Raw genomic sequence first — 22,533 nt, forward strand, 5'->3', positions numbered from 1 at the left:
AGGATGAAAATAATAGAAACATTAAAAAACGTTTGGAAAATCACAGAACTTAAGGATAGAATTATTCTAACCTTAGGTTTGTTGTTGGTTTATCGTTTTGGTGCTCAGGTTGTATTACCTGGTATCAATATCGATGCATTAGGTGGTTTACAAGATGGAACTTCTAGTGGTATTTTAGGATTGTTAAACGCATTTACAGGTGGAGCATTTGCTAATGCATCTGTTTTTGCTTTAGGTATTATGCCTTACATTTCTGCTTCCATTGTAGTTCAATTAATGGGTATTGCGATTCCTTATTTACAAAAACTTCAGAAAGAAGGAGCGAGTGGTCAAAAGAAGATCACTCAAATAACTCGATGGTTAACTATTGGTATTTGTTTAGTACAGGCACCTGCTTACTTAGCTAGTGTTCCTGGATTATCAGGTGCAACTTCGTTAAGTGCTATTTTAGTACCTGGTTTTAGTGAAAGTATTTTTTACTTTTCTTCAGTAATTGTTTTAGTAACAGGTTGTGTATTTGCAATGTGGTTAGGTGAAAAAATCACTGATAAAGGAATTGGTAATGGTATTTCATTATTAATTATGGTTGGTATTATAGCTACTTTACCACAAGCTTTTGTGCAGAATATGTACTCTCGATTAGAAGGTGGAAATGGTGGTTTCATGATGATATTAATTGAACTTTTAATTTGGTTCTTAATTATAGTAGGAGCTATATTCTTAGTTATGGCAGTTAGAAAAGTAGCTGTACAATATGCAAGAAGAACTGCTTCTGGTGGATATGAGAAAAATGTATTTGGTTCACGTCAGTTTTTACCTTTAAAATTGAATGCCTCTGGTGTTATGCCAATTATCTTTGCACAAGCTATTATGTTTGTACCTGGTTTAATTGGTCAATCAGCATGGTTAAAAGATACAAGTTCTGGAATATGGATGCAATCTAACTTCTCTGATATATTTGGTTTTTGGTATAATTTAATTTTCGCTTTATTAATTATTGTATTTACATATTTTTATACAGCGATTACAGTTCCAACTAACAAAATGGCTGATGATCTTAAACGTAGCGGTGGATTTATTCCAGGTATTCGTCCAGGATCTGAAACATCAGAATATTTAGACAAAATTATGTCTCAGATTACTTTACCAGGATCTATATTCTTAGCTTTAGTTGCTATTTTTCCAGCATTTATAGTTAAGTTGTTAAGTGTACAACAAGGTTGGGCATTATTCTTCGGAGGTACATCTCTTTTAATTATGGTTGGTGTAGCTATTGATACAATGCAACAGATTAATTCTTATTTATTAAATAAGCATTATGATGGCTTGATGAAAACAGGTAAAAATAGAAAAGCGGTTGCGCAATAATAAGATATAATTATGGCAAAACAAGCAGCAATAGAACAAGACGGAACAATTATTGAAGCATTATCTAATGCAATGTTTCGTGTTGAATTAGAAAATGGTCATATAGTGACTGCACATATCTCAGGTAAGATGCGTATGCATTACATTAAGTTGTTACCAGGAGATAAGGTGAAATTAGAAATGAGTCCTTACGATTTAACTAAGGCTCGTATAACTTATAGATACTAATACGATGAAAGTTAGAGCATCAGTAAAGAAAAGAAGCGCGGACTGTAAATTAGTGCGCAGAAAAGGTAGACTTTACGTCATTAACAAAAAGAATCCTAGATTCAAACAAAGACAAGGGTAATTATGGCAAGAATTGCAGGTGTAGACATACCAAAACAAAAAAGAGGTGTTATCTCTCTTACTTATATCTACGGAGTAGGTAGAAGTAGATCAAAAGAAATTTTAGCTGCTGCTAAAGTTGATGAAAACACAAAAGTACAAGATTGGACTGACGATGAAATTGGAGCAATCCGTGAATCTGTTGGAACTTTCAAAATCGAAGGTGAATTACGTTCTGAAACTCAAATGAACATTAAGCGATTAATGGATATTGGATGTTACAGAGGTATTCGTCATAGAGTTGGTCTTCCATTAAGAGGACAACGTACTAAGAATAACTCACGTACAAGAAAAGGAAGACGTAAAACAGTTGCTAACAAAAAGAAAGTAACTAAGTAATAATAGTCTTTAGTCTTTAGACGTTGGAAAGAATCTGTTTGAAATTTAACGGTTTAGGATTCTAGCGACTATTAACTAAAACTAAAAGCTAAAAATAAAATGGCAAAGGCAAGTACAAAAAAACGTAAAGTTATAGTAGATGCAATTGGTGAAGCTCACATTACAGCTTCATTTAATAACATCATTGTTTCTTTAACAAATAAAAAAGGTGACGTTATTTCTTGGTCATCAGCTGGTAAAATGGGTTTTAGAGGTTCTAAAAAGAACACACCATACGCTGCTCAATTAGCTGCAGAAGATGCTGCAGCAGTAGCTAAAGAAGCTGGTTTAAAGAAAGTAAAAGCATACGTTAAAGGACCTGGTAACGGTAGAGAATCTGCTATCAGATCTATACACAATGCAGGTATTGAAGTTTCAGAAATTATTGATGTAACTCCAATGCCACATAACGGTTGTCGTCCTCCTAAAAGACGTAGAGTTTAATCTAAATATCATTTAGATTTCTAACTTACTTTAGTTAGAAGACTTACCAAAATTTTCAAATAAACTAATATCATCCATTTATGTGTTGGTATTAGTTTATTTTGTGTAAATTTGCAAACTGAAAAATTATAACAAGTATTAATAAGAGATCAACGATTTTTGAAGGATAAGATTAAGACCTTAATTCAACTATCACTCTTTAAAACAAATTAAAATGGCAAGATATACTGGTCCTAAAACTAAAATAGCCCGTAAATTCGGACAAGCTATCTTCGGAGACGACAAAGCCTTCGAAAAAAGAAATTATCCTCCAGGACAACACGGAAACACTCGTCGTCGTGGTAAAAAATCTGAATATTCTGTTCAGTTAATGGAGAAGCAAAAAGCTAAATATACTTACGGTATTTTAGAAAAGCAATTCAGAAATATGTTCAAAAGAGCAACTTCTGCTAAAGGAATTACAGGTGAAGTTTTACTTCAATTATGTGAATCTCGTTTAGATAACGTTGTTTACAGAATGGGTATTTCTCCTTCTAGAAGTGGAGCTAGACAATTAGTTTCTCACAGACATATTACAGTTAACGGTGAAAAAGTAAATATTCCTTCTTACCAATTAAAAGCTGGAGATGTTGTTGCTGTTAGAGAAAAATCTAAATCTTTAGAGGCTATTCAAAGTTCTTTATCTAATTCTAGTCAAGTTTTTGAGTGGATTACTTGGAATACTAATACAATGAATGGTACTTATGTTGCTGTTCCTGCAAGAATTCAGATTCCAGAACAAATCAACGAGCAGTTAATCGTTGAACTTTACTCTAAATAATAAATATTAATCACATTGGTATTTGGCCAAAGGTTTTATAGGAGTTCTTCAAACTTATAAATCGCGCAACCAAATAACAATTAAAACGAAGAATATATGGCAATATTAAATTTTCAGAAGCCTGATAAAGTAATCATGATTGATTCTACTGATTTCGAAGGTAAATTCGAATTCAGACCTTTAGAGCCAGGATATGGTTTAACAGTAGGGAATGCTTTAAGAAGAGTTTTATTATCTTCATTAGAAGGTTTTGCTATTACATCAATTAAAATAGAAGGAGTAGATCATGAGTTTTCTACAATTTCTGGAGTAGTTGAAGATGTTACTGAAATGATTTTGAACTTAAAGCAAGTTAACTTTAAGCGTCAAATTGAAGAAGTTGATAACGAAACTGTTACAATTTCTATCTCAGGACAAAATCAAATTACAGCTGGTGATTTTCAGAAGTTTATTTCTGGTTTCCAAGTATTAAATACAGATTTAGTAATCTGTAACTTAGATCCTAAAGTAAACATCAATATGGAATTGACTATTGAAAAAGGAAGAGGTTATGTTCCTGCAGAGGAAAATAAGAAAGCTTCAGCAGCAATAGGAACTGTATTTATTGATTCAATCTTTACGCCAATCCAAAATGTAAAATACAGTATTGAAAATTACCGTGTTGAGCAAAAAACGGATTATGAAAAATTGGTTTTCGAAATTAAAAGTGATGGATCTATCAATCCAAAAGATGCTTTAACTGAAGCTGCCAAAATATTAATTCACCACTTCATGTTATTCTCTGATGAGCGTATCACTTTAGAAGCTGATGAAATTGCACAGACTGAAACTTATGATGAAGAATCACTTCACATGAGACAACTATTGAAAACTAAATTAGTTGATATGGATCTTTCTGTACGTGCTCTTAATTGTTTAAAAGCAGCAGAGGTTGATACTTTAGGAGATTTAGTGTCATTCAATAAAAATGATTTAATGAAATTCAGAAACTTCGGTAAGAAGTCTTTAACTGAGCTAGAAGAACTAGTAAACGTTAAAGGATTAAATTTCGGAATGGATTTAAGTAAATATAAATTAGATAAAGATTAAATAATTTCAGATTCCTGTTTAGGCAGGAATCTAATTTTACTTAATTAACAAAATTATTAATAATCATATTTTGCTCCTCAATATAGAGTTTAGTAGCAAGATGATAAAACAAAAGTCATGAGACACGGAAAAAAATTCAACCACTTAGGAAGAAAAACAGCTCACAGAAAGTCAATGTTAGCAAATATGGCATGTTCTTTAATAGAGCACAAGCGTATTAATACTACCGTTGCAAAAGCGAAAGCTTTAAAGCAGTTTGTAGAACCTATGATTACAAAATCTAAAACAGATACTACACACAACAGACGTATTGTTATGGCTAAGCTAAGACAAACGGATGCAGTTGCAGAATTGTTTAGAGATGTAGCACCAAAAATTGGTGATCGTCCAGGTGGTTATACACGTATCATCAAATTAGGAAACAGATTAGGTGATAACGCTGATATGGCAATGATAGAATTAGTTGATTATAACGAAATCTATAATGCTGATAAAGCACCTAAGAAAACAACTCGTAGAAGTAGAAGAGGTGGTAGTAAAGCTACAACAGCTCCAGCTACTGAAACTGAGACTTCAAACGAAGAAGAATAAATGTTAATAAGCATTTAAAAATATAAAGGGTAAACTGTTTCAGTTTATCCTTTTTTTTTGGAATTTTGTAAAAGTTATTATTGATAATTTGGGCGTTACTTTTTTTTTAAGAAAAAAGTCAGGCTTTCACTACTCGCTCTCTGCGAGGAGCTCAAACAAACCGTTCAATCCTTAACGCATAATAAATTAATATAGAGTGTTTTACATACTTTAATATTTTAAAAATAACTAACAGCTTAATAACTCACATTTAAGTCATGAAGTATAAACAAAGAAAAAAAGCGATCATCCTCTTAGCAGACGGAACAATCTTTCACGGTAAATCTATAGGTAAAGAAGGTTCTGCTTTCGGTGAAGTCTGTTTTAATACAGGTACTACAGGTTACCAAGAAATATTTACAGATCCATCGTATTATGGTCAGTTAATGGTTACTACTAACGCTCATATCGGAAATTACGGTACTAAGGCAGATGAAGTAGAGTCAGATGATATTAAGATTGCTGGATTAATTTGTAAAAATTTTAGCTTTAATTATTCTAGACCTGCAGGAGATGCATCTTTAGAAGAATTCTTCGAGAAGTATAACACTTTAGCTATTGCAGATGTAGATACTCGTGCTTTAGTAAGTTATATAAGAGATAATGGTGCTATGAATGCCGTTATTTCTACTGAGGTAGATAATATTGAAGGTCTTAAAAAACAACTAGCGGAAATTCCTTCAATGGTTGGTTTAGAACTTGCATCTAAAGTATCGACTAAGGAACCTTATTTTGTTGGAGATGAAAATGCAACTTATAAAATAGCTGCCTTAGATATTGGTATAAAGAAAAATATTCTTAGAAATTTAGCAAAGCGTGATGCTTACATTAAAGTATTTCCATACAATTCTAAATTTGAAGACTTAGAAGCTTTTAATCCAGATGGTTATTTCTTGTCTAATGGACCTGGTGATCCAGAACCATTAGTTGATGCTATTAACTTAGCAAAAGAAATCATAGCTAAAAATAAACCTTTATTTGGTATCTGTTTAGGACACCAAGTTATTGCTTTAGCTAACGGTATCTCTACTTATAAAATGCATAATGGTCATAGAGGAATTAATCATCCGGTTAAGAATTTAATAACAGGAAAAGGTGAAATTACTTCTCAAAATCATGGATTTGCTGTTAATCGAGAAGAAACTGAGGCTAACGTAAATGTAGAAATTACACACGTTCACTTAAATGATGATACAGTTGCAGGGATTAAGTTAAAAGATAAAAACTGTTTTTCAGTTCAATATCATCCAGAAGCTAGTCCTGGACCAAATGATTCATTATATCTCTTTGATCAGTTTATAGAGAATATTAAAAAATAGATTATCTATAAAACGCAATGAAACTTAGTTTTTATTGCGTTTTTTTAGTTACGAAAACAATATCGTAAACTTTAATCATAAATATGATTTATGTCAAGTTTAGCCCCGTAGATTTTCGTAAATTTGTTGTTATAAGGTATTATAATGCTGATTTGTTGTTAGTGTTATACAAAATTTCAGCCTTTTAAATATTAAATAAAAGTTAACTAAATATCAAAAGTAATGAGTATTATTATCAATGTACACGCAAGACAAATTTTAGATTCTCGAGGGAATCCAACAGTAGAAGTAGATGTAACTACCGAAAACGGTGTTATGGGTAGAGCAGCAGTACCTTCTGGTGCATCTACAGGTGAGCATGAAGCTGTTGAGTTAAGAGATGGTGGAGATACTTATATGGGAAAAGGAGTTCTTAAAGCTGTTGAAAATGTAAATTCTGACATAGCTCAAGAATTATTAGGCATGTCTGTTTTCGAACAAAATGCTATAGATAAAATGATGATAGAATTAGATGGTACCCCAAACAAATCTAAGTTAGGTGCTAATGCTATTTTAGGTGTTTCTTTAGCGGTTGCTAAAGCTGCAGCTAACGAATTAGGTATGCCATTATACAGATATGTTGGTGGTGTTTCTGCTAATACTTTACCATTACCAATGATGAATATCATTAATGGTGGTTCTCATAGTGATGCGCCAATTGCATTTCAAGAATTTATGATTATGCCTGTTAAAGCTAAAAACTTTACACATGCAATGCAAATGGGAACTGAAATTTTCCATAACCTTAAAAAAGTTTTACATGATAGAGATTTAAGTACTGCTGTTGGTGATGAAGGAGGTTTTGCACCTAACTTACCAGGAGGAACAGAAGATGCTTTAGATACTATTAAAATGGCTGTTGAAAAAGCTGGTTACGTATTTGGTACTGATATTATGATCGCTTTAGATTGTGCTGCTGCTGAATTCTATAAAGATGGTAAATATGATTATACTCTTTTTGAAGGTGATAAAGGAAAAGTAAGAACAAGTAAAGAACAAGCTACTTATCTTGCAGAATTAGCATCAAAATATCCTATTATTTCAATTGAAGATGGTATGGATGAAAACGATTGGGACGGTTGGAAAGATTTAACTGAAAAAATTGGAGATAAAATACAATTAGTAGGTGATGATTTATACGTAACTAACGTGGAGCGTTTATCTCGTGGTATCGAAAATGGTATTGCTAATTCAATCTTAATTAAAGTAAACCAAATTGGTACATTAACAGAAACTATTGCAGCTGTAAATATGGCGAAAAATGCAGGTTATACTTCTGTAATGTCTCATAGATCTGGTGAAACAGAAGATAATACTATTGCAGATTTAGCTGTAGCATTAAACTGTGGACAAATTAAAACAGGGTCTGCTTCTCGTAGTGATCGTATGGCTAAATACAATCAATTATTACGTATTGAAGAAGAATTAGGAGATGTTGCTTATTTTCCAGGAGCTAATGCATTTAATGTAAAAGCTTAATTTTTTAAGTTTAACATTTATATAAATCAAAACCATCTAATTTTTAGATGGTTTTTTTGTGCTTTAAATTTAACATTCATACAATTTAGTTAATTAATTCATGCTTTATTTAATATGTGCCCTAGGGTTTATATAAACTATTGCATTGTAAGGAAAATACATGTTTATTCTTATCTCTTAAATTCTTTTTTCTTTAAAAATGAATTCTCTTTAGATTATAGAAGTTCTAAATCATTAATAAATAGTTACACAAATTATTGTATTTGCATTTAAATCTCTTATTATTTATGATTTTAAATATAGACCTCGTATTTTTGTTATTAGAATATTTGAACTGGTTGATTCAGTATATGTAGAAGTGTTCTAAAATTAGAATGAAGATTAAATAATTTACAGTTTATACTGAAATTACTTCATTAAAAATAGATAGATATAAGGTCACTTTTGTAATATGTTGATTTAATAGGAATAGAAATATGTAATAAAAAAAGTTGTGAATTTTGTTGTATTCATAGAAATTGTTAAAACCATTATAAATGTGTTTTTTAAATCGTTGAATATTTCGTAATTTTACAATCCTTATAATTTATTAAATCGGAAAAGAAAATATGTCAGATAAAGCTACATTAGAAATTAATGGTGAAAAATATGAATTCCCTGTTGTAATTGGAACAGAAAAAGAAGTTGCAATAGATATTAAAAGTTTGAGAAGTGCTACAAATGGAATTATCACTATTGATCCAGGTTTCAAAAACACAGGAAGTTGTGAAAGCGCTATTACTTTTCTAGATGGAGAAAAAGGTATTTTAAGATATAGAGGATATTCAATTGAAGAACTTGCTGAAAAAGCACATTTCTTAGAAGTAATATACTTACTAATATTCGGAGAATTACCTAATAAAGAAAAATTAGATCAATTTCATGCTGATATTAAATCGCATTCAATTGTAGATGATGATCTTAAAAAGATTCTTGATGCTTTTCCAAAATCAGCACACCCAATGGGCGTGTTATCATCTCTTACCAGTGCGCTTACAGCATTTTATCCATCTTCAGTAGATGTTGCTTCAGAAGAAGCTATGTACAATTCTATAACAACAATTTTAGGTAAATTTCCTGTTATAGTTTCTTGGACTATGCGTAAAAAGCAAGGTTTACCATTAGAGTACGGAGATGATAGTTTAGACTACGTTGAGAACATTGTAAAAATGATGTTTAAGAGTCCAAATTGTGAGTACAAACAAAATCCAATTCTTGTAAATGCATTAGATAAACTTTTAATTTTACATGGTGATCATGAGCAAAATTGTTCTACATCTACAGTAAGAATTACAGGTTCTTCTCATGCGGGACTTTTTGTTTCTCTTGCATCAGGTATTTCTGCACTTTGGGGACCATTACACGGTGGTGCTAACCAAGCAGTTTTAGAAATGTTAGAAGCAATTCAAGCAGATGGTGGAGATACTAAAAAATTCATGGCTAAGGCTAAGGATAAAAATGATCCATTCCGTTTAATGGGCTTTGGACATAGAGTATATAAAAATTTCGATCCTAGAGCTAAGATAATTAAAGTTGCTGCAGATGAATTATTAGCAGACTTAGGAATCCAAGATCCAATTTTAGATATTGCTAAAGGCTTAGAAAAAGAAGCTTTAGAAGATCCTTATTTTGTTGAAAGAAAATTATATCCAAATGTAGATTTCTATTCAGGTATTATTTATAGAGCTATGGGAATTCCTGTAGATATGTTTACTGTAATGTTTGCCTTAGGTCGTTTACCAGGTTGGATAGCACAATGGAAAGAAATGAGAAGAAATCAAGAACCAATTGGTCGTCCAAGACAATTATATGTTGGTGAAACATACAGACCATTTGTGCCTGTTGATGAAAGATAATTTATTATAAACACTTACAAAAAGCTTCATATTTTTAATATGGAGCTTTTTTTTTAGATTTATTACAAAGTTAAAATCATTAAGTTTTTTAGTGCTAATCATAAATGTTATTTTAGCTAAGAATACAGATACATATGAAATTAAATATACAAAACGAGACTTCACGTCTTAGGGCAGTAATTTTAGGAACAGCAGAAAGTATAGGTCCTGTTCCGTCATTAGAGGACGCTTATGACCCTAAATCAGTTCAGCATATCAAAGCAGGTACTTATCCTAAAGAAGCTGATATGGTTAAGGAGATTGAAGCTGTGGTTGAAGTCTTAAAAAAGTATGATGTCACTGTTTATAGACCAAAATTAATAGCGAACTATAATCAAATTTTTTCACGAGATATTGCCTTTGTTATCGATGATAAGTTAATTGAAGCCAATATTTTACCAGATCGTGAGCGTGAATATGAAGCAATTCAACAAGTTTTAGATCGAGTTGGTGAAGAAAATATTATCGTTTTACCTGAAGAATGCCATGTAGAAGGTGGTGATGTTATGCCTTATAATGATTATATATTTATAGGAACTTATTCAGGTGAAGACTATTCAGATTACATTACAGCCCGTACTAATATGGATGCTGTAATTGCTATTCAGGAATTATTTCCTCATAAAACGGTAAAATCATTTGAACTTCGTAAATCTAATACTGATCCTAAAGAAAATGCACTTCATTTAGATTGTTGCTTTCAACCCATTGGAAAAAACAAAGCTATACTACATAAAAATGGATTCTTAATTGAAAGAGAATATGAATGGTTATTGAATTTCTTCGGAAAAGAGAATGTATTTGAAATTACTAAAGATGAAATGTATGATATGAATAGTAATATATTTTCAATTTCTGAAGATGTAATAATTTCAGAAAAAAACTTTACAAGATTAAATGCGTGGTTACGTGATAATGGCTTTACTGTAGAAGAAGTAGCTTATGCTGAGATAGCTAAACAAGAAGGTTTATTACGTTGTTCTACAATGCCTTTAATTAGAGACTAATAATTTTATTTTCTGTACAAAAAGTAATTGGAAACAAGATTTATATATTCTTTTTTTGCTTCGTCTCTACTAATATTTTTAATTTGAAATAGTGCATTAGCCTTAAAAGCATTAATTATGGGTTTACGACTGCTAGGTCTGTCATAATTTTGAGTAGCTTTTTTATAATAGGCATATAAACGTAATAAAAAATCTGCAGGAAAAGGTTCTGTATGATCGTTTACAAGATCTACAGCGTCTTTAAATTCTATGTCTAATTTTTTGGGATTCATTATTTTATTTCAGCAATGATACTTTCGCCACCACGAACTTTTTGGTTCAGTTCTACTTTAATTTCAGCATCCAAAGGTAAGAATAAATCTACTCGTGACCCAAATTTAATAAATCCAGAATCACCTCCTTGTACAGCTTGTGTATTAACCTTTGCATAGTTAACAATACGTTTTGCTAATGCTCCTGCAATTTGCCTATACAATACTTTTCCGAAATGTTCATTTTCAACCACTACAGTTGTACGTTCATTTTCTTCACTTGCTTTAGGGTGCCATGCTACTAAATATTTACCAGGATGGTATTTACTATAAGTTACATTTCCTGCAATAGGGTAGCGAGTAACGTGAACATTTATAGGCGACATAAATACTGAAACTTGTATACGTTTGTCTTTAAAAAATTCATTTTCTTGTACCTCTTCAATTACTACAACTTTACCATCAACCGGTGACAATGCTTGATTTTCGTTAGGGTGAGTGTTGCGTTTAGGGTTTCTGAAAAACTGTAAGATTAATACAAAAAATGCTAAAACAGCAATCATTAATCCTTTTCGTAACCATTCGTTGGTAATAAATTCATCAATTAAAAAAATTGAACCTACAACCATAACAAGAGTTATGAATATTATTTTGTGACCTTCTTTATGAAACATACTTTAAAATTCTTAAGAATAAATATATAAATGGTGCGGCAAAGATAATACTATCTAGTCTATCTAATAGTCCTCCATGTCCTGGCATTATAGTTCCGCTATCTTTTGCGCCTGCTTGGCGTTTAAATTTAGATTCTATTAAGTCTCCAAAAGTACCAAAAACGCTGACAATAATTGCTAATATTAACCACGATGTAAATCCAAGCGTATCTGTATAGAATGCAATGAAATAGCTAGATATACAAGCGAAAAATAAACCTCCAAGAAAACCTTCTACTGTTTTTTTAGGTGAAATACTCGGAAATAGTTTTTGTTTTCCAAAATTCTTTCCAACTAAATATGCTGCACTATCATTGATCCAAACAAGCATAAATCCTCCTAATAATAAAAGGGGTGTAAATTCACTTTTAAAATTAGCAACAAGCAACATAAACACAAAACCGCTAGAGAGATAAAATGCTGTAACAATGTGGCGTTTATATTTGAATAGTGGAATTTTTCTTGAAGTAAATAAGTCTTTTATTAAGATAAGGTTTACAAATACTGTAATTACTAATAGAATCTCGATTGCTTCGTCTGCGATTATACTGTTTGAACTGTAGACACATATGTACCAAAAGCTAACGTAAATAATAAAGTATATGAGGTATTGAGCTATAGATTTAAGGTTTATAAGACGGCTAAACTCTGTTAGACAGATAAAACCAAAAAGTCCTATTAAAACGACTGTAGACACTTGAGAATAAAGTGAGCCTATAAGTAGTGCTACGTATATAGCGCCAGAAAAGGCTCTTATTGCTAACTCTTTCATTATAAATCTTCTAGTAAGAGTAGGTATAAGTTTTTAGAGCTACTTCCGTAAGTTAAAAAATCTTTATCGTCAGCAGTCTTAAAATGTTTTATTGTAGTGATATTTGTAGGTATTTTTTGTTTGCTTTTTGCTTTAATACCTTTTAACCCTTCACCAATTGTTTCAACAAATTGACTTGTTGTTGCGTAAATGATAAAATTATCTGGTAATTCTATTAATTTTTTTTCTGCAATTTGATTTGAAGAAATTAATAATGAACCATCATCAGAAATTAAATACTCACAAGTTGATAAAAAATAGCTGCTTTCTGATAGTTTTTGAGTCTTATCGATGTTAAAATCTTTAAATAATTCCGTTAAACGTTTATCAATGACAAAAACTTTATCGTTATGCCAATCATTTTCATCTAAAATAGCATTAAAACTCTGTGTTATTTCCTCCATGTTTTCACAATAAAGAAATTTGCCACCATTGGCTTTAAAATTAATAGTAAAGCGTTCATCTACAGGTAGCTTAACTTCAGGCATATATTTGCCTCGCTCATGATTTGGTATATGTTCTTCAGTTTTTTCAGACTTTTTTCCGAAGATTTTACTAAAAAAGCTCATTCAATAATTGCTATTAATCCTGGTATTGGTGTTAATTTCAAATATAAAAAAACTTAAACTAACACAGGGTTAATTTAAGTTTTTTATATGATTGTAAGTCATGCGAGATTTATTCTTTCTCTTCGCTATTGACTAAATTATTTTCAAAAGTACGTTTTCCAAATATCTTTTCAAGATTATCTTTAAAGATAACTTCTTTGTCTAATAACACTTCTGCTAATTCAGTTAACTTGTCTTTATTATTTTCTAATAAATTGATAGCACGTTCGTATTGCTTTTCAATAATATCAGAAATTTCTTGATCAATAAGTTCAGCTGTTTTCTCACTATAAGGTTTTGTGAAACCATATTCAGATTGTCCAGAAGAATCGTAATAAGTTAAGTTACCAACTTTATCACTAAGACCATATACAGTAACCATAGCTCTTGCTTGTTTGGTTACTTTTTCTAAATCACTTAGTGCTCCTGTAGAAATTTTATCAAAGATTACTTTTTCTGCAGCTCTACCACCTAATGCAGCACACATTTCGTCTAACATTTGTTCTGGGTGTACAATTAATCGCTCTTCTGGTAAATACCATGCAGCACCTAATGAACGTCCTCTAGGTACGATTGTTACTTTTACTAAAGGGGCAGCATGCTCAAGCATCCAACTTACAGTAGCGTGACCAGCTTCATGGAAAGCAACAGCTCTCTTCTCTGCTGGAGTAATAATTTTATTTTTCTTTTCTAAACCACCAATAATTCTATCAACTGCGTCTAAGAAATCTTGTTTGTTTACTGATTTTTTTCCTTTTCTAGCAGCGATTAAAGCGGCTTCATTACAAACATTTGCAATGTCTGCACCAGAAAAACCAGGAGTTTGTTTTGCTAAGAAATCGATATCTAAAGTTTCTTCTTTCTTAAGTGGACGTAAATGCACTTCAAAAATTTCTTGACGTTCTCTTACATCAGGAAGGTCTACATAAATCTGACGGTCAAAACGACCTGCACGCATTAAAGCACTATCTAAGACGTCTGCTCGGTTTGTTGCAGCTAATACAATAACATTTGTGTTAGTTCCAAAACCATCCATCTCAGTTAAGAGTTGGTTTAATGTGTTTTCACGCTCGTCATTAGAACCAGACATGTTATTTTTTCCTCTAGCTCTACCAATGGCATCAATCTCATCAATAAATATAATTGATGGTGATTTTTCTTTAGCTTGTTTAAATAAATCTCTTACACGAGAAGCACCAACACCTACAAACATCTCTACGAAATCTGATCCCGATAAAGAGAAGAAAGGTACTTTAGCTTCACCGGCAACAGCTTTTGCTAATAATGTTTTACCTGTTCCTGGAGGTCCTACTAATAAAGCACCTTTAGGTATTTTACCACCTAGAGCAGTATATTTTTCAGGGAACTTTAAGAAGTCTACAATTTCTTGCACTTCTTCTTTAGCACCTTCTAAACCAGCAACATCTTTAAAAGATGTTTTAATATCTATTTTTTCATCGAAGAGTTTCGCTTTAGATTTTCCGATATTGAAAATCTGACCACCGGCTCCGCCGCCACCGCCACCTGACATACGACGCATAATAAAAATCCAAACACCAATAATTAGTACAAACGGTAATAATGTTAAAAGGAAGTCTCCCCAAACATTATGTTCTGTTTCGTAAACTAATTCTGTATTAAGGTTGTTAGTTTTAATAACCTCATTAACTTCTTTTTCAAAATTCTGAAGATCACCAAACTCAAACTTGTAGTTTGGAGCAGCAGTAACTGAAGGGAATATAGATTCAGAATTTGTTTTTTTGTGAGGCGCTTGTTCTTTAGCTTCATCAGTTAAGAAAACTCTAGCTTCTCTTTTATTTACAATTTCTACTTTCTTTACTTGTCCTTGATTTAAATAATCTAAGAATTGAGCAGGAGTTGTTTGTGTTCCTGTAGATTCACCAAACCCACCAGAAAAAAGCTGTATTGAAATAAATACAGCAATGATAATTCCGTAAATCCAATAAGGGTTTAATTTCGGTTTTTTGTTTAAATTTTTATTGTCTTTTGCCATTCTAAGCGTCTGTCTTTATTAGTAACTCGTTTCTATTTTGGTGATTTTTGCATCTCCCCAAAGCTCTTCAATATCGTAATATTCTCTAATGTGTTTTTGAAACACATGTACTACAACGTTAACATAGTCCATTAAAACCCATTCAGCATTGTCTGTACCTTCAATATGCCAAGGTTTATCCTTTAATGTTTTACTAACTTGTTTTTGAACGGAATTGACGATTGCGTTTACTTGTGTGTTAGAAGTACCCTCGCAAACAATAAAATAGTCACAAACTGTATTTTCTATTTCTCGTAAATCTAATATTGTAATCTCTTTTCCTTTAACTTCTTCTATACCTCCAAGGATAGTTGTAATGAGTTGGTCTGTAGGTATTTTATCTTTCGTCATTAATTTGTATTAATTTTGTGCAAAGTTATTATTTTTTTAGTTCTTGTGAGTGCATAATGTCATAAGAAAACCATAAAATAAATTTGTCTATTAAATGTACATAATCAAACTTAATGCCATTGACTCTACAAACACCTATCTTAAGGACTTGGCAACTGTGTCATTACCTAAAGATTATACGGTTGTTGTGGCTAATTTACAAACGAATGGTAAAGGCCAAATGGGAGCAAAATGGAGTTCTGAAGAAGGCAAGAGTCTTACTGTTAGTGTATTTAAAAGGCTTCTTGATTTTAAAGTAACGGATCAGTTTTACATAAGTATGGCTGTTGCTTTAGCAATTACCAATGCACTAAATTGTTTTAAAATACCTCAATTGCATATTAAATGGCCTAACGACATTTTGTCATCAAACAATAAAATATGTGGTATTTTAATTGAAAATGTCATAAAAACAAACAAATTACAAGGATCTATTATTGGGTTTGGGTTGAATGTAAACCAGAAATTTTTCGAAAATTTACCACAAGCTTCTTCTATGAGTTTATTAACAGGAGTTGTATATAGTAAAGATGAAGTGCTTTTGGAAGTTTTAAAACAGCTGAAAATTTATTTTAAAATATTAGAATCTCAGAAATTTGAAGAGATTAAGTTAGCGTATGAAGATTTATTATTCAGAAAAGACAAACCTTCAACTTTTGTGAATTCTAAAAACGAGCGTTTTTCTGGAATTATAAAAGGAGTTTCTGAAACTGGATTATTACAAGTTTGGATGGAAGATAACGTTGTTGAGTTTTTTGACCTAAAAGAAATAAAACTGCTATATTAAATCCAAACTTGTAACTATAGGTTTTTAGATTTTAGTTTTCATGTTAGTCACTAAAGTCTCAATAAATTTACTAATTGGGCCTTTAATCATCATGCCCATCATAGCATTAAATTCTCCTTCAAAATTTAATTTCACCTCAGTTTTATTAGCTTCAATTTCCGTGATATCTGCAATTAATGAAAAATCTAATTTTCCACCTGCAGCACCCAAAACAATTTTATTATTAGGAGTTGCCTCTTTTTTCTTTAAAACAATCTCTGGCATTCCTTTTAACGCAAATAGAAATTTATCATTGTCTAAAACTTCAAATTTGCTAATGTTTTCTGGCATTAAGCTTTCAAAATTTTTAACATCAGATAGAAAGTTAAAGGTTGTTTCTGCTGATTGATCTAAAGTTACTTTTGGAGATTCTAATTTCATATTCTTATGTATATTATAGTGTAAAACCGTTTGTTGTTAAGCTGCTTAGTTGAATTGATAAAATTTATTTAATAAATCTATATAAAGCAACTTTACGATATTTACATCAATTAGCGTTCCATTCGCTAGGATTGGCATTCCATTGTGCTAAAATGTCTTGTTGTTCTGTAGTAATATAAAAGGTATCTACGGCTTGTTCTAATAAATTTTCATAATTACCAAGTGTATGTAATTCTACATTAGCTTCTTCAAAATTCTTTTGAGCAACATCAAATCCATAAGAAAAAATTGCAACCATGCCTTTTACGTTAACTTCTGCTTCATTTAAAGCAGTAACAGCATTAAGACTACTCATTCCTGTGCTGATTAAATCTTCTACAACAACAACAGTTTGTCCTTTTTCAATATAACCTTCAATTTGGTTTTGACGACCATGCTTTTTTGCTTCTGGTCTAACGTAAACAAAAGGTAGGTTTAAATATTCTGCAACTAAAGCTCCAATTCCTATTGCACCTGTAGCAACACCAGCAATTACATCTGGCTTACCATAGAGTGTTTCAATGTTTCTAGCTATTGTTTCCCTAATGTAATTTCTTACGAGTGGGTAGGATAATACAATTCTATTATCACAATAAATTGGAGATTTCCACCCAGAAGCCCAAGTAAAAGGGTCTTCGGGTTGTAATTTTATAGCATTAATCTGCAATAAAACCTCGGCTGTTTTTTTGGCGATATCTTTGTTAAAAATCATGTTACAAAAATAATGATTTTTAAATCTTAAGAAATTTTAAATTAATTAAATTTTCATTTCAAATAGTTTCTCGAAAAAAATAATATTTTTACATATAGAAAGTTGAAACAACCCAAACGATGTATACTATATATGTAGGTGATAAGCCTATAATTTTAACTACAGAAAATACTAAAGAAACTGATTTTAAATCTTTTCTTCTGAAATCTGTAAATATTGGTAAGGTGATTAAAACCTTAAATAATACGGATTTAAAGGCGGTGCACTTAATTCATAAGAATGAAGGTAAATTGCTTAAAAAGTTTTTAAAGCTTTTACCTAATGTTGTTGCCGGTGGAGGTAAAGTCTATAATGATAAAGGTGAAATTCTTTTTATCTATAGAAACGACAAATGGGATTTGCCAAAAGGTAAAGCTGAACGTAACGAAACCATTGAAGAAACAGCGATTAGAGAAGTTGAAGAAGAAACAGGTGTTGAGGGTCTAAAAATTATTAAAGCAATACCGACGACTTATCATATTTTTAAACGTCATGGTAAACTTAGAATAAAAATTACCCATTGGTTTGAAATGAAAACAAGTTTTGATGGTCAATTGTTTCCTCAAGAAAAAGAGGGTATTACTAAAGTAGAGTGGTTAGATGATAAAGCATCTCAAAAAGCTTTAGAGAATAGTTATGCTAATATTAGAATTTTAGTTTAAAACAGCTTTATTGTGTCGTTAAAAAATCGTTTTCAAAATTATGTACCTGTAATTTTAAAAACGATTTTTTTTTTAACTTAAATTAAAAGTACTTCTTAGTAGATTTTCCCCTTGTCTTTTACGAAAATATTTCACTTTAACGGACTGCTGCATTATGTCGTGAAGATATCTTATTTAGTGTTTAATACCGAAATAGCATTAAACAACTTTGTTTTTGTGTCAGAATCAAATACGTTGTCTATTGTGAATTTCTGATTCACTTCAATTTCAATTCCTAAATAATGTACTGAAAATTGTTTTCTTAAATAGGTTGTAAACCCATCAGCTTTTCCTAAATACGGATAGTTGAATCTTACGTTTAAGTTCGGGTCTTGTTTTAAAAGTTCTAACTTTAATTGTTTGCACAACTGTTTTTCTTGTTTGTTAGAAGAATTATACAATAAGCCAATATCACAGTTTCTATTTTCTCCATTTAAAGAAGGTGTAAAACTATGAATAGATAAATGAAGTACTGAATCCCCCTTTTTAATAAAGCTTCTAATATTATCTTCTACAGATGTTCTGTACGGTAAATAATGGGTATTTATAATTTTTGTTTTCTCAATTTTAGCGAGGTCTTTTATATACTCAGAAAATAAATTTTTATGATGCAATGAACGATTTAGTTCTATTAATAAACGTGATGTTGTACTGAAATAGAAAGCATCAGACAGCGGTTTTAAAGTTTGAAATAGATCTAAAGCACCCAAGTCTAAAGCACGATGAGTTTTTAAAATAGCTTTGTTTTTAAAGTGCTTTTTGTAAGCCGTAGGGATTTCGTTTCCGCCATGCTCACAGGTTAAAATGAGTTTCAAGGTTGAAATAATTCATTAACTTGCAGACATTTTTGAAGCTGTCTGTAAACTGAAATAATATGAGTGTCATTATTTTCAGTACCAACTGCTTTGAGTATTCTTGTAGCCAAAGTGCCTTCTTTCAAAATTAATTCAATGGCAATATAATGAGATTGGTGCAACTTTGGTTTTACAGATTGGTATAAGTGTTTCCAAAGATCACTAACACTTGAAGACTCTTTTATTCCGAATAATTTTAAATAGTCTTTATTTTTAATTTTAGAATTTTCGGCGTGTTTTATAGAGTCAGTCAAAATAGGAAATAAGTCTTCTTTAGTCCATGATTTTTGATCTTTCATAGTGCCAAATTCTTTATTGACTAAAGCTTTTAAAACTTCAATGATTAATGCACAAATAGCAATATCTGCTTTGGGACATTCTTGAATATCAAGTAAACGAATTTCAATAGCATTACGATCAAAACGAGCAATAGCACCCCGAGAATTTAGAAAATGTTGATCTAAAATTTTGTCTTTATCATAAGGTTGAATGGCGCGTTTTATAGGTTCTAAAATTGTAGCATAATAATCTAATTTTGAAAATGTCCGTTCCGGAATTACCAGACCCGTTAATTCAGGGATTTCTTTTTGATTCGTTTTATAAAACTCTAATCTTGTGTCTTTAAATCCTGTTATTTTCCCTTCTAAAATTGGTGAACTCGCAGATAATCCTGGTAAAATAGGTAAGATGATTCTAATTGCTGCATGTAGTTTTTCAAATTCCTTGTCATCATAAAATGGTAGATTAATATGTGTGCTTTGCACATTACTCCAACCGTGACCTTTGCAATTGAAAATAGTATTATAAAGTGCATAAACTTTACTATAACTGTGTTTCCAAAGTTGTGTATCTGTGTTTGGATTCATCAAAGGGTGAGATGCAGAGCCCAGAAGCTGTAAATCTAATGGCTTTAAAAGTGTATCAATTTCTAAAATGTTAGCATGGAATTTGTCGGATAAATCATCTGTATTTTTTACTGGTCCATTAGTTTTTAGTTCAATGACATGCGCAACCAATTCGTTACTCCAAGCAATAGCTCCGTTATCAATATCTGCTTCTAATTTACCAGCTTTTAAGGTGAGTAGTTCATCAACTTGAGGCGCAACTTTGAATGTTTTATTGTTAACTAACATATATTCGAGTTCAATACCATAAACTTCGAATAAGTGATATTTTTTAATCATTAATTTACTCTAATCGTTTTTTAAGTGCAGTAAGGATCTTTTTATAAACGACATCTCCATAATGTGCATCCTCTACACCAAAATCAATATTAGGATTGTCGTTAATTTCAATAACCATTAATTTACCATTAACAACTTTTATGTCAACACCATAAAGGCCTAGTCCCATTAATTTAGCGGATTTTAGTGCTATATCAATAACGTTTTTTGGTACCTCTTCAATAGCTAAACAATCGGCGTCACCATCTTGTTCATTTTTGTTGGTCGCTTTCCAATTATAAATTTGCCAATGTCCTTTTGCCATATAATATTTACAAGCAAAAAAAGGTTTGTTATCTATAATACCAATGCGCCAATCATAATCTGAAGGACAAAACTCTTGAGCAATTATTAAATCAGATTCTTTAAGCATTTCTGTTACTAGAATATCATACTCTTCTTGTGTTTGTGCTTTTTTAACGCCAAACGAAAAAGTAGAATCTGGTGCTTTTAACACACAAGGTAATCCTGTTTGTTCTAAAACAGAATTCCGATTATTACTGTGTACAATGACTGTTTTTGGTGTACTAATGTTTGCATTGTTCATGGCTTCTGCCATATATACTTTGTTGCAGCATTTTAAAATGGCATTTGGATAATCAATGATCGCTATGCCTTCTTGTTGTGCTTTTCTGGCAAAAGTGTAGGCTTCATTATTCACCTCCGTGCTTTGTCTTAAAAATAATGCATCAAAAGAAGAGAGTCTCGATAAATCTTTGGGTTCAATAATCTCTGCATAGATATTCATCTTTTCAGCAATTTCTATAAACTTTTTTAAGGCTTTAGGATTACTTGGTGGAGCCGGATCATTGGGGTTAACTAAAATAGCCAAGTCAAAATCATGATTGGCAACTTTAGCAGTGTCATATCTTTTCTTAGAAAAATACTGATTAGCAAATTCGCGAACGCTAGGTTTGTGTTCTTCTGGAATTTCAGATTCTGAAATCGCTTTAATACCCTGAATGTTCCATTTTGTTGTATGGTTAAAATTAACACGTAAAAACGGAACTTGAAAATGCTTATAAAACAAAGCACTTAAGTTTTTGTATTTCTGAGCTACATTTTGTCCAAAATAAATACTTAGCGTAAAATCTTGCGATTTAATGTTCTTTAAGCTTTGTTGAATAACGTCATCAAATTCATCAGAGACTATTCTTACTAATTTTAAAGCTTTAAGATCTACAATGTTTTTTGTAGTTGGAATTGGTAAGTGACCTCTGGCTTCTGCCAAAAGTGATACGTAATACCCCTTAGATTGATACGAGTAATCTTTGCACAAATTAAAAATACGTGCATTTTTTAATAAAGAATACTTAGGATTTGTAAGATAATCTTGAGCAGAAATTACAGTTATATTATCAATTGAAAAGTTCCATTTCTCAGGTTGATTTACAACAATATATTTATTCATTTAGAGCGCATTACGCTATTATAATTTTAAGTAAATGTATATTATTTTTTAATTGCTTTTACATTCGTTTAAAAATATTTTTCAGATTTTAATGTGTTGAAAATAAGGTCTTAAATTAGTTCTGTATATCGTTTTTTACTCTCTAATTACTATTGTAGGATTAATAAAGAATCCTTTTTTATCAATATTTTCATTGAAAAATTTAATTAATTCAGCTTGAGAATTAAAATCGGTTTTTTTGAGGTTTTTATTTACTTCTGAGAATTCTAATGTGTCATTTCTAAGTTCAAAACCAAAGAAGGAATTTGTTTTAACTCCGTTGCCATTTGTAACCATATTTAAAATATTAAACCCTTTAATTTTTTTAGAATAAGAAATAAGTTCTGTACTGTCGTTAGGAATCAGCTTATAACTCATTTCGTTGTTTTTTTTAATCAAAAGGGTTTCGTTAGTTTTTATATCAAGCCAAGTTCCTATTAATTCGGTATTGATTTTTTCATCATTTGGTAAACCAAATTTAGATTCTAATGCACAACTAACTATTAGAACCAAAAAGAATAGGCTAAAAATTTTATTTTTCATGATATGATTATTTATTGTAATTCAGAAAGTTAAATATATTATTAT

At 31.0% G+C, this 22,533-nt stretch carries 26 protein-coding genes; 14 read left to right on the forward strand and 12 right to left on the reverse strand.

Annotated elements, in window-relative coordinates:
• The first annotated feature begins 3 nt into the window (after nt 1-3).
• The 12 genes from secY to H0I32_RS11830 all read left to right on the forward strand — a co-directional run bounded on the left by secY (nt 4) and on the right by H0I32_RS11830 (nt 10,894).
• Nucleotides 4-1,368, forward strand: coding sequence for a preprotein translocase subunit SecY (secY, locus tag H0I32_RS11775; protein ID WP_173587868.1), 1,365 nt, complete (start codon nt 4-6; stop codon nt 1,366-1,368).
• A gap of 12 nt (nt 1,369-1,380) precedes the next feature.
• Nucleotides 1,381-1,596, forward strand: a complete 216-nt coding sequence (infA, locus tag H0I32_RS11780) for a translation initiation factor IF-1 (protein ID WP_007094967.1) — start codon at nt 1,381-1,383, stop codon at nt 1,594-1,596.
• A gap of 4 nt (nt 1,597-1,600) precedes the next feature.
• On the forward strand, nt 1,601-1,717 hold the full coding sequence (gene ykgO / locus H0I32_RS11785; protein WP_008269159.1) for a type B 50S ribosomal protein L36: 117 nt from the start codon (nt 1,601-1,603) through the stop codon (nt 1,715-1,717).
• A 2-nt stretch (nt 1,718-1,719) separates the two neighbouring features.
• Complete coding sequence (rpsM, locus tag H0I32_RS11790; RefSeq protein ID WP_173587869.1) at nt 1,720-2,094, forward strand: 30S ribosomal protein S13; 375 nt, start codon at nt 1,720-1,722, stop codon at nt 2,092-2,094.
• A 99-nt stretch (nt 2,095-2,193) separates the two neighbouring features.
• Complete coding sequence (gene rpsK / locus H0I32_RS11795) at nt 2,194-2,577, forward strand: 30S ribosomal protein S11 (protein ID WP_173587870.1); 384 nt, start codon at nt 2,194-2,196, stop codon at nt 2,575-2,577.
• Between the two features lie 214 nt (nt 2,578-2,791).
• Complete coding sequence (gene rpsD / locus H0I32_RS11800; protein ID WP_173587871.1) at nt 2,792-3,397, forward strand: 30S ribosomal protein S4; 606 nt, start codon at nt 2,792-2,794, stop codon at nt 3,395-3,397.
• Between the two features lie 96 nt (nt 3,398-3,493).
• Entirely contained in the window at nt 3,494-4,486 is a 993-nt protein-coding gene (locus H0I32_RS11805) for a DNA-directed RNA polymerase subunit alpha (protein ID WP_173587872.1), read from the forward strand.
• 117 nt (nt 4,487-4,603) lie between these two features.
• Entirely contained in the window at nt 4,604-5,077 is a 474-nt protein-coding gene (gene rplQ, locus H0I32_RS11810; protein ID WP_173587873.1) for a 50S ribosomal protein L17, read from the forward strand.
• 257 nt (nt 5,078-5,334) lie between these two features.
• The gene (gene carA, locus H0I32_RS11815; RefSeq protein ID WP_179313669.1) at nt 5,335-6,435 is read left to right on the forward strand and encodes a glutamine-hydrolyzing carbamoyl-phosphate synthase small subunit; all 1,101 of its coding nucleotides are present in this window, start codon (nt 5,335-5,337) and stop codon (nt 6,433-6,435) included.
• A gap of 222 nt (nt 6,436-6,657) precedes the next feature.
• Nucleotides 6,658-7,953 (forward strand): phosphopyruvate hydratase, encoded by a 1,296-nt coding sequence (eno, locus tag H0I32_RS11820; RefSeq protein WP_179313670.1) that lies wholly within the window; start codon nt 6,658-6,660, stop codon nt 7,951-7,953.
• A gap of 608 nt (nt 7,954-8,561) precedes the next feature.
• Nucleotides 8,562-9,848, forward strand: a complete 1,287-nt coding sequence (locus H0I32_RS11825; protein WP_173587876.1) for a citrate synthase — start codon at nt 8,562-8,564, stop codon at nt 9,846-9,848.
• Nucleotides 9,849-9,982: 134 nt separating this feature from the next.
• On the forward strand, nt 9,983-10,894 hold the full coding sequence (locus H0I32_RS11830) for a dimethylarginine dimethylaminohydrolase family protein (protein ID WP_179313671.1): 912 nt from the start codon (nt 9,983-9,985) through the stop codon (nt 10,892-10,894).
• 5 nt (nt 10,895-10,899) lie between these two features.
• Here the strand turns inward: H0I32_RS11830 and H0I32_RS11835 are convergent, their stop codons facing one another.
• The 6 genes from H0I32_RS11835 to rsfS form a co-directional block, all read right to left on the reverse strand.
• On the reverse strand, nt 10,900-11,166 hold the full coding sequence (locus H0I32_RS11835; RefSeq protein WP_173587878.1) for an acyl-CoA-binding protein: 267 nt from the start codon (nt 11,164-11,166) through the stop codon (nt 10,900-10,902).
• Nucleotides 11,166-11,819 carry a phosphatidylserine decarboxylase family protein gene (locus tag H0I32_RS11840; protein ID WP_173587879.1) on the reverse strand — a complete coding sequence of 218 codons (654 nt, stop codon included), beginning with the start codon at nt 11,817-11,819 and terminating at the stop codon, nt 11,166-11,168. The genes H0I32_RS11835 and H0I32_RS11840 overlap by 1 nt, the downstream gene beginning before the upstream one ends.
• Nucleotides 11,809-12,630, reverse strand: coding sequence for a phosphatidate cytidylyltransferase (locus H0I32_RS11845; RefSeq protein WP_179313672.1), 822 nt, complete (start codon nt 12,628-12,630; stop codon nt 11,809-11,811). Before H0I32_RS11845 ends, H0I32_RS11840 begins: the two co-directional genes overlap by 11 nt.
• Nucleotides 12,630-13,238 (reverse strand): LUD domain-containing protein, encoded by a 609-nt coding sequence (locus H0I32_RS11850; protein WP_173587881.1) that lies wholly within the window; start codon nt 13,236-13,238, stop codon nt 12,630-12,632. Before H0I32_RS11850 ends, H0I32_RS11845 begins: the two co-directional genes overlap by 1 nt.
• Nucleotides 13,239-13,347: 109 nt before the next feature.
• Nucleotides 13,348-15,291, reverse strand: coding sequence for an ATP-dependent zinc metalloprotease FtsH (gene ftsH, locus H0I32_RS11855; protein WP_173587882.1), 1,944 nt, complete (start codon nt 15,289-15,291; stop codon nt 13,348-13,350).
• Nucleotides 15,292-15,309: 18 nt separating this feature from the next.
• On the reverse strand, nt 15,310-15,681 hold the full coding sequence (rsfS, locus tag H0I32_RS11860; RefSeq protein WP_173587883.1) for a ribosome silencing factor: 372 nt from the start codon (nt 15,679-15,681) through the stop codon (nt 15,310-15,312).
• A 94-nt stretch (nt 15,682-15,775) separates the two neighbouring features.
• Between rsfS and H0I32_RS11865 the strand changes: the two genes are divergently transcribed.
• The gene (locus H0I32_RS11865; protein WP_173587884.1) at nt 15,776-16,507 is read left to right on the forward strand and encodes a biotin--[acetyl-CoA-carboxylase] ligase; all 732 of its coding nucleotides are present in this window, start codon (nt 15,776-15,778) and stop codon (nt 16,505-16,507) included.
• Between the two features lie 24 nt (nt 16,508-16,531).
• Here H0I32_RS11865 and H0I32_RS11870 read toward each other — a convergent pair whose 3' ends face one another.
• On the reverse strand, nt 16,532-16,927 hold the full coding sequence (locus H0I32_RS11870; protein ID WP_173587885.1) for an SRPBCC family protein: 396 nt from the start codon (nt 16,925-16,927) through the stop codon (nt 16,532-16,534).
• A gap of 106 nt (nt 16,928-17,033) precedes the next feature.
• Entirely contained in the window at nt 17,034-17,678 is a 645-nt protein-coding gene (gene pyrE / locus H0I32_RS11875) for an orotate phosphoribosyltransferase (protein WP_179313673.1), read from the reverse strand.
• Nucleotides 17,679-17,797: 119 nt separating this feature from the next.
• Here pyrE and H0I32_RS11880 point away from each other — a divergent pair, with 119 nt between their 5' ends.
• Entirely contained in the window at nt 17,798-18,379 is a 582-nt protein-coding gene (locus tag H0I32_RS11880; protein ID WP_179313674.1) for an NUDIX hydrolase, read from the forward strand.
• 170 nt (nt 18,380-18,549) lie between these two features.
• Here the strand turns inward: H0I32_RS11880 and H0I32_RS11885 are convergent, their stop codons facing one another.
• The 4 genes from H0I32_RS11885 to H0I32_RS11900 form a co-directional block, all read right to left on the reverse strand.
• On the reverse strand, nt 18,550-19,233 hold the full coding sequence (locus H0I32_RS11885) for an N-formylglutamate amidohydrolase (RefSeq protein WP_179313675.1): 684 nt from the start codon (nt 19,231-19,233) through the stop codon (nt 18,550-18,552).
• On the reverse strand, nt 19,230-20,456 hold the full coding sequence (locus H0I32_RS11890; RefSeq protein WP_179313676.1) for a glutamate-cysteine ligase family protein: 1,227 nt from the start codon (nt 20,454-20,456) through the stop codon (nt 19,230-19,232). The genes H0I32_RS11885 and H0I32_RS11890 overlap by 4 nt, the downstream gene beginning before the upstream one ends.
• Before the next feature lie 4 nt (nt 20,457-20,460).
• Nucleotides 20,461-21,906 (reverse strand): RimK family protein, encoded by a 1,446-nt coding sequence (locus tag H0I32_RS11895; RefSeq protein ID WP_179313677.1) that lies wholly within the window; start codon nt 21,904-21,906, stop codon nt 20,461-20,463.
• A 135-nt stretch (nt 21,907-22,041) separates the two neighbouring features.
• A complete protein-coding gene (locus H0I32_RS11900; RefSeq protein WP_179313678.1) occupies nt 22,042-22,488 on the reverse strand; it encodes a hypothetical protein in 447 nt (148 codons plus the stop codon).
• Between the last annotated feature and the right edge of the window lie 45 nt (nt 22,489-22,533).

It is taken from the genome of Winogradskyella sp. HaHa_3_26, assembly GCF_019278425.1.
Classification (GTDB): domain Bacteria; phylum Bacteroidota; class Bacteroidia; order Flavobacteriales; family Flavobacteriaceae; genus Winogradskyella; species Winogradskyella undariae.

Excerpts from the sequence above, each read along its gene's own strand:
- secY (WP_173587868.1), top strand. The coding sequence starts at position 4 with ATGAAAATAATAGAAACATTAAAAAACGTTTGGAAAATCACAGAACTT.
- infA (WP_007094967.1), top strand. The coding sequence starts at position 1,381 with ATGGCAAAACAAGCAGCAATAGAACAAGACGGAACAATTATTGAAGCA.
- ykgO (WP_008269159.1), top strand. The coding sequence starts at position 1,601 with ATGAAAGTTAGAGCATCAGTAAAGAAAAGAAGCGCGGACTGTAAATTA.
- rpsM (WP_173587869.1), top strand. The coding sequence starts at position 1,720 with ATGGCAAGAATTGCAGGTGTAGACATACCAAAACAAAAAAGAGGTGTT.
- rpsK (WP_173587870.1), top strand. The coding sequence starts at position 2,194 with ATGGCAAAGGCAAGTACAAAAAAACGTAAAGTTATAGTAGATGCAATT.
- rpsD (WP_173587871.1), top strand. The coding sequence starts at position 2,792 with ATGGCAAGATATACTGGTCCTAAAACTAAAATAGCCCGTAAATTCGGA.
- H0I32_RS11805 (WP_173587872.1), top strand. The coding sequence starts at position 3,494 with ATGGCAATATTAAATTTTCAGAAGCCTGATAAAGTAATCATGATTGAT.
- rplQ (WP_173587873.1), top strand. The coding sequence starts at position 4,604 with ATGAGACACGGAAAAAAATTCAACCACTTAGGAAGAAAAACAGCTCAC.
- carA (WP_179313669.1), top strand. The coding sequence starts at position 5,335 with ATGAAGTATAAACAAAGAAAAAAAGCGATCATCCTCTTAGCAGACGGA.
- eno (WP_179313670.1), top strand. The coding sequence starts at position 6,658 with ATGAGTATTATTATCAATGTACACGCAAGACAAATTTTAGATTCTCGA.
- H0I32_RS11825 (WP_173587876.1), top strand. The coding sequence starts at position 8,562 with ATGTCAGATAAAGCTACATTAGAAATTAATGGTGAAAAATATGAATTC.
- H0I32_RS11830 (WP_179313671.1), top strand. The coding sequence starts at position 9,983 with ATGAAATTAAATATACAAAACGAGACTTCACGTCTTAGGGCAGTAATT.
- H0I32_RS11835 (WP_173587878.1), bottom strand. The coding sequence starts at position 11,166 with ATGAATCCCAAAAAATTAGACATAGAATTTAAAGACGCTGTAGATCTT.
- H0I32_RS11840 (WP_173587879.1), bottom strand. The coding sequence starts at position 11,819 with ATGTTTCATAAAGAAGGTCACAAAATAATATTCATAACTCTTGTTATG.
- H0I32_RS11845 (WP_179313672.1), bottom strand. The coding sequence starts at position 12,630 with ATGAAAGAGTTAGCAATAAGAGCCTTTTCTGGCGCTATATACGTAGCA.
- H0I32_RS11850 (WP_173587881.1), bottom strand. The coding sequence starts at position 13,238 with ATGAGCTTTTTTAGTAAAATCTTCGGAAAAAAGTCTGAAAAAACTGAA.
- ftsH (WP_173587882.1), bottom strand. The coding sequence starts at position 15,291 with ATGGCAAAAGACAATAAAAATTTAAACAAAAAACCGAAATTAAACCCT.
- rsfS (WP_173587883.1), bottom strand. The coding sequence starts at position 15,681 with ATGACGAAAGATAAAATACCTACAGACCAACTCATTACAACTATCCTT.
- H0I32_RS11865 (WP_173587884.1), top strand. The coding sequence starts at position 15,776 with ATGTACATAATCAAACTTAATGCCATTGACTCTACAAACACCTATCTT.
- H0I32_RS11870 (WP_173587885.1), bottom strand. The coding sequence starts at position 16,927 with ATGAAATTAGAATCTCCAAAAGTAACTTTAGATCAATCAGCAGAAACA.
- pyrE (WP_179313673.1), bottom strand. The coding sequence starts at position 17,678 with ATGATTTTTAACAAAGATATCGCCAAAAAAACAGCCGAGGTTTTATTG.
- H0I32_RS11880 (WP_179313674.1), top strand. The coding sequence starts at position 17,798 with ATGTATACTATATATGTAGGTGATAAGCCTATAATTTTAACTACAGAA.
- H0I32_RS11890 (WP_179313676.1), bottom strand. The coding sequence starts at position 20,456 with ATGATTAAAAAATATCACTTATTCGAAGTTTATGGTATTGAACTCGAA.
- H0I32_RS11895 (WP_179313677.1), bottom strand. The coding sequence starts at position 21,906 with ATGAATAAATATATTGTTGTAAATCAACCTGAGAAATGGAACTTTTCA.
- H0I32_RS11900 (WP_179313678.1), bottom strand. The coding sequence starts at position 22,488 with ATGAAAAATAAAATTTTTAGCCTATTCTTTTTGGTTCTAATAGTTAGT.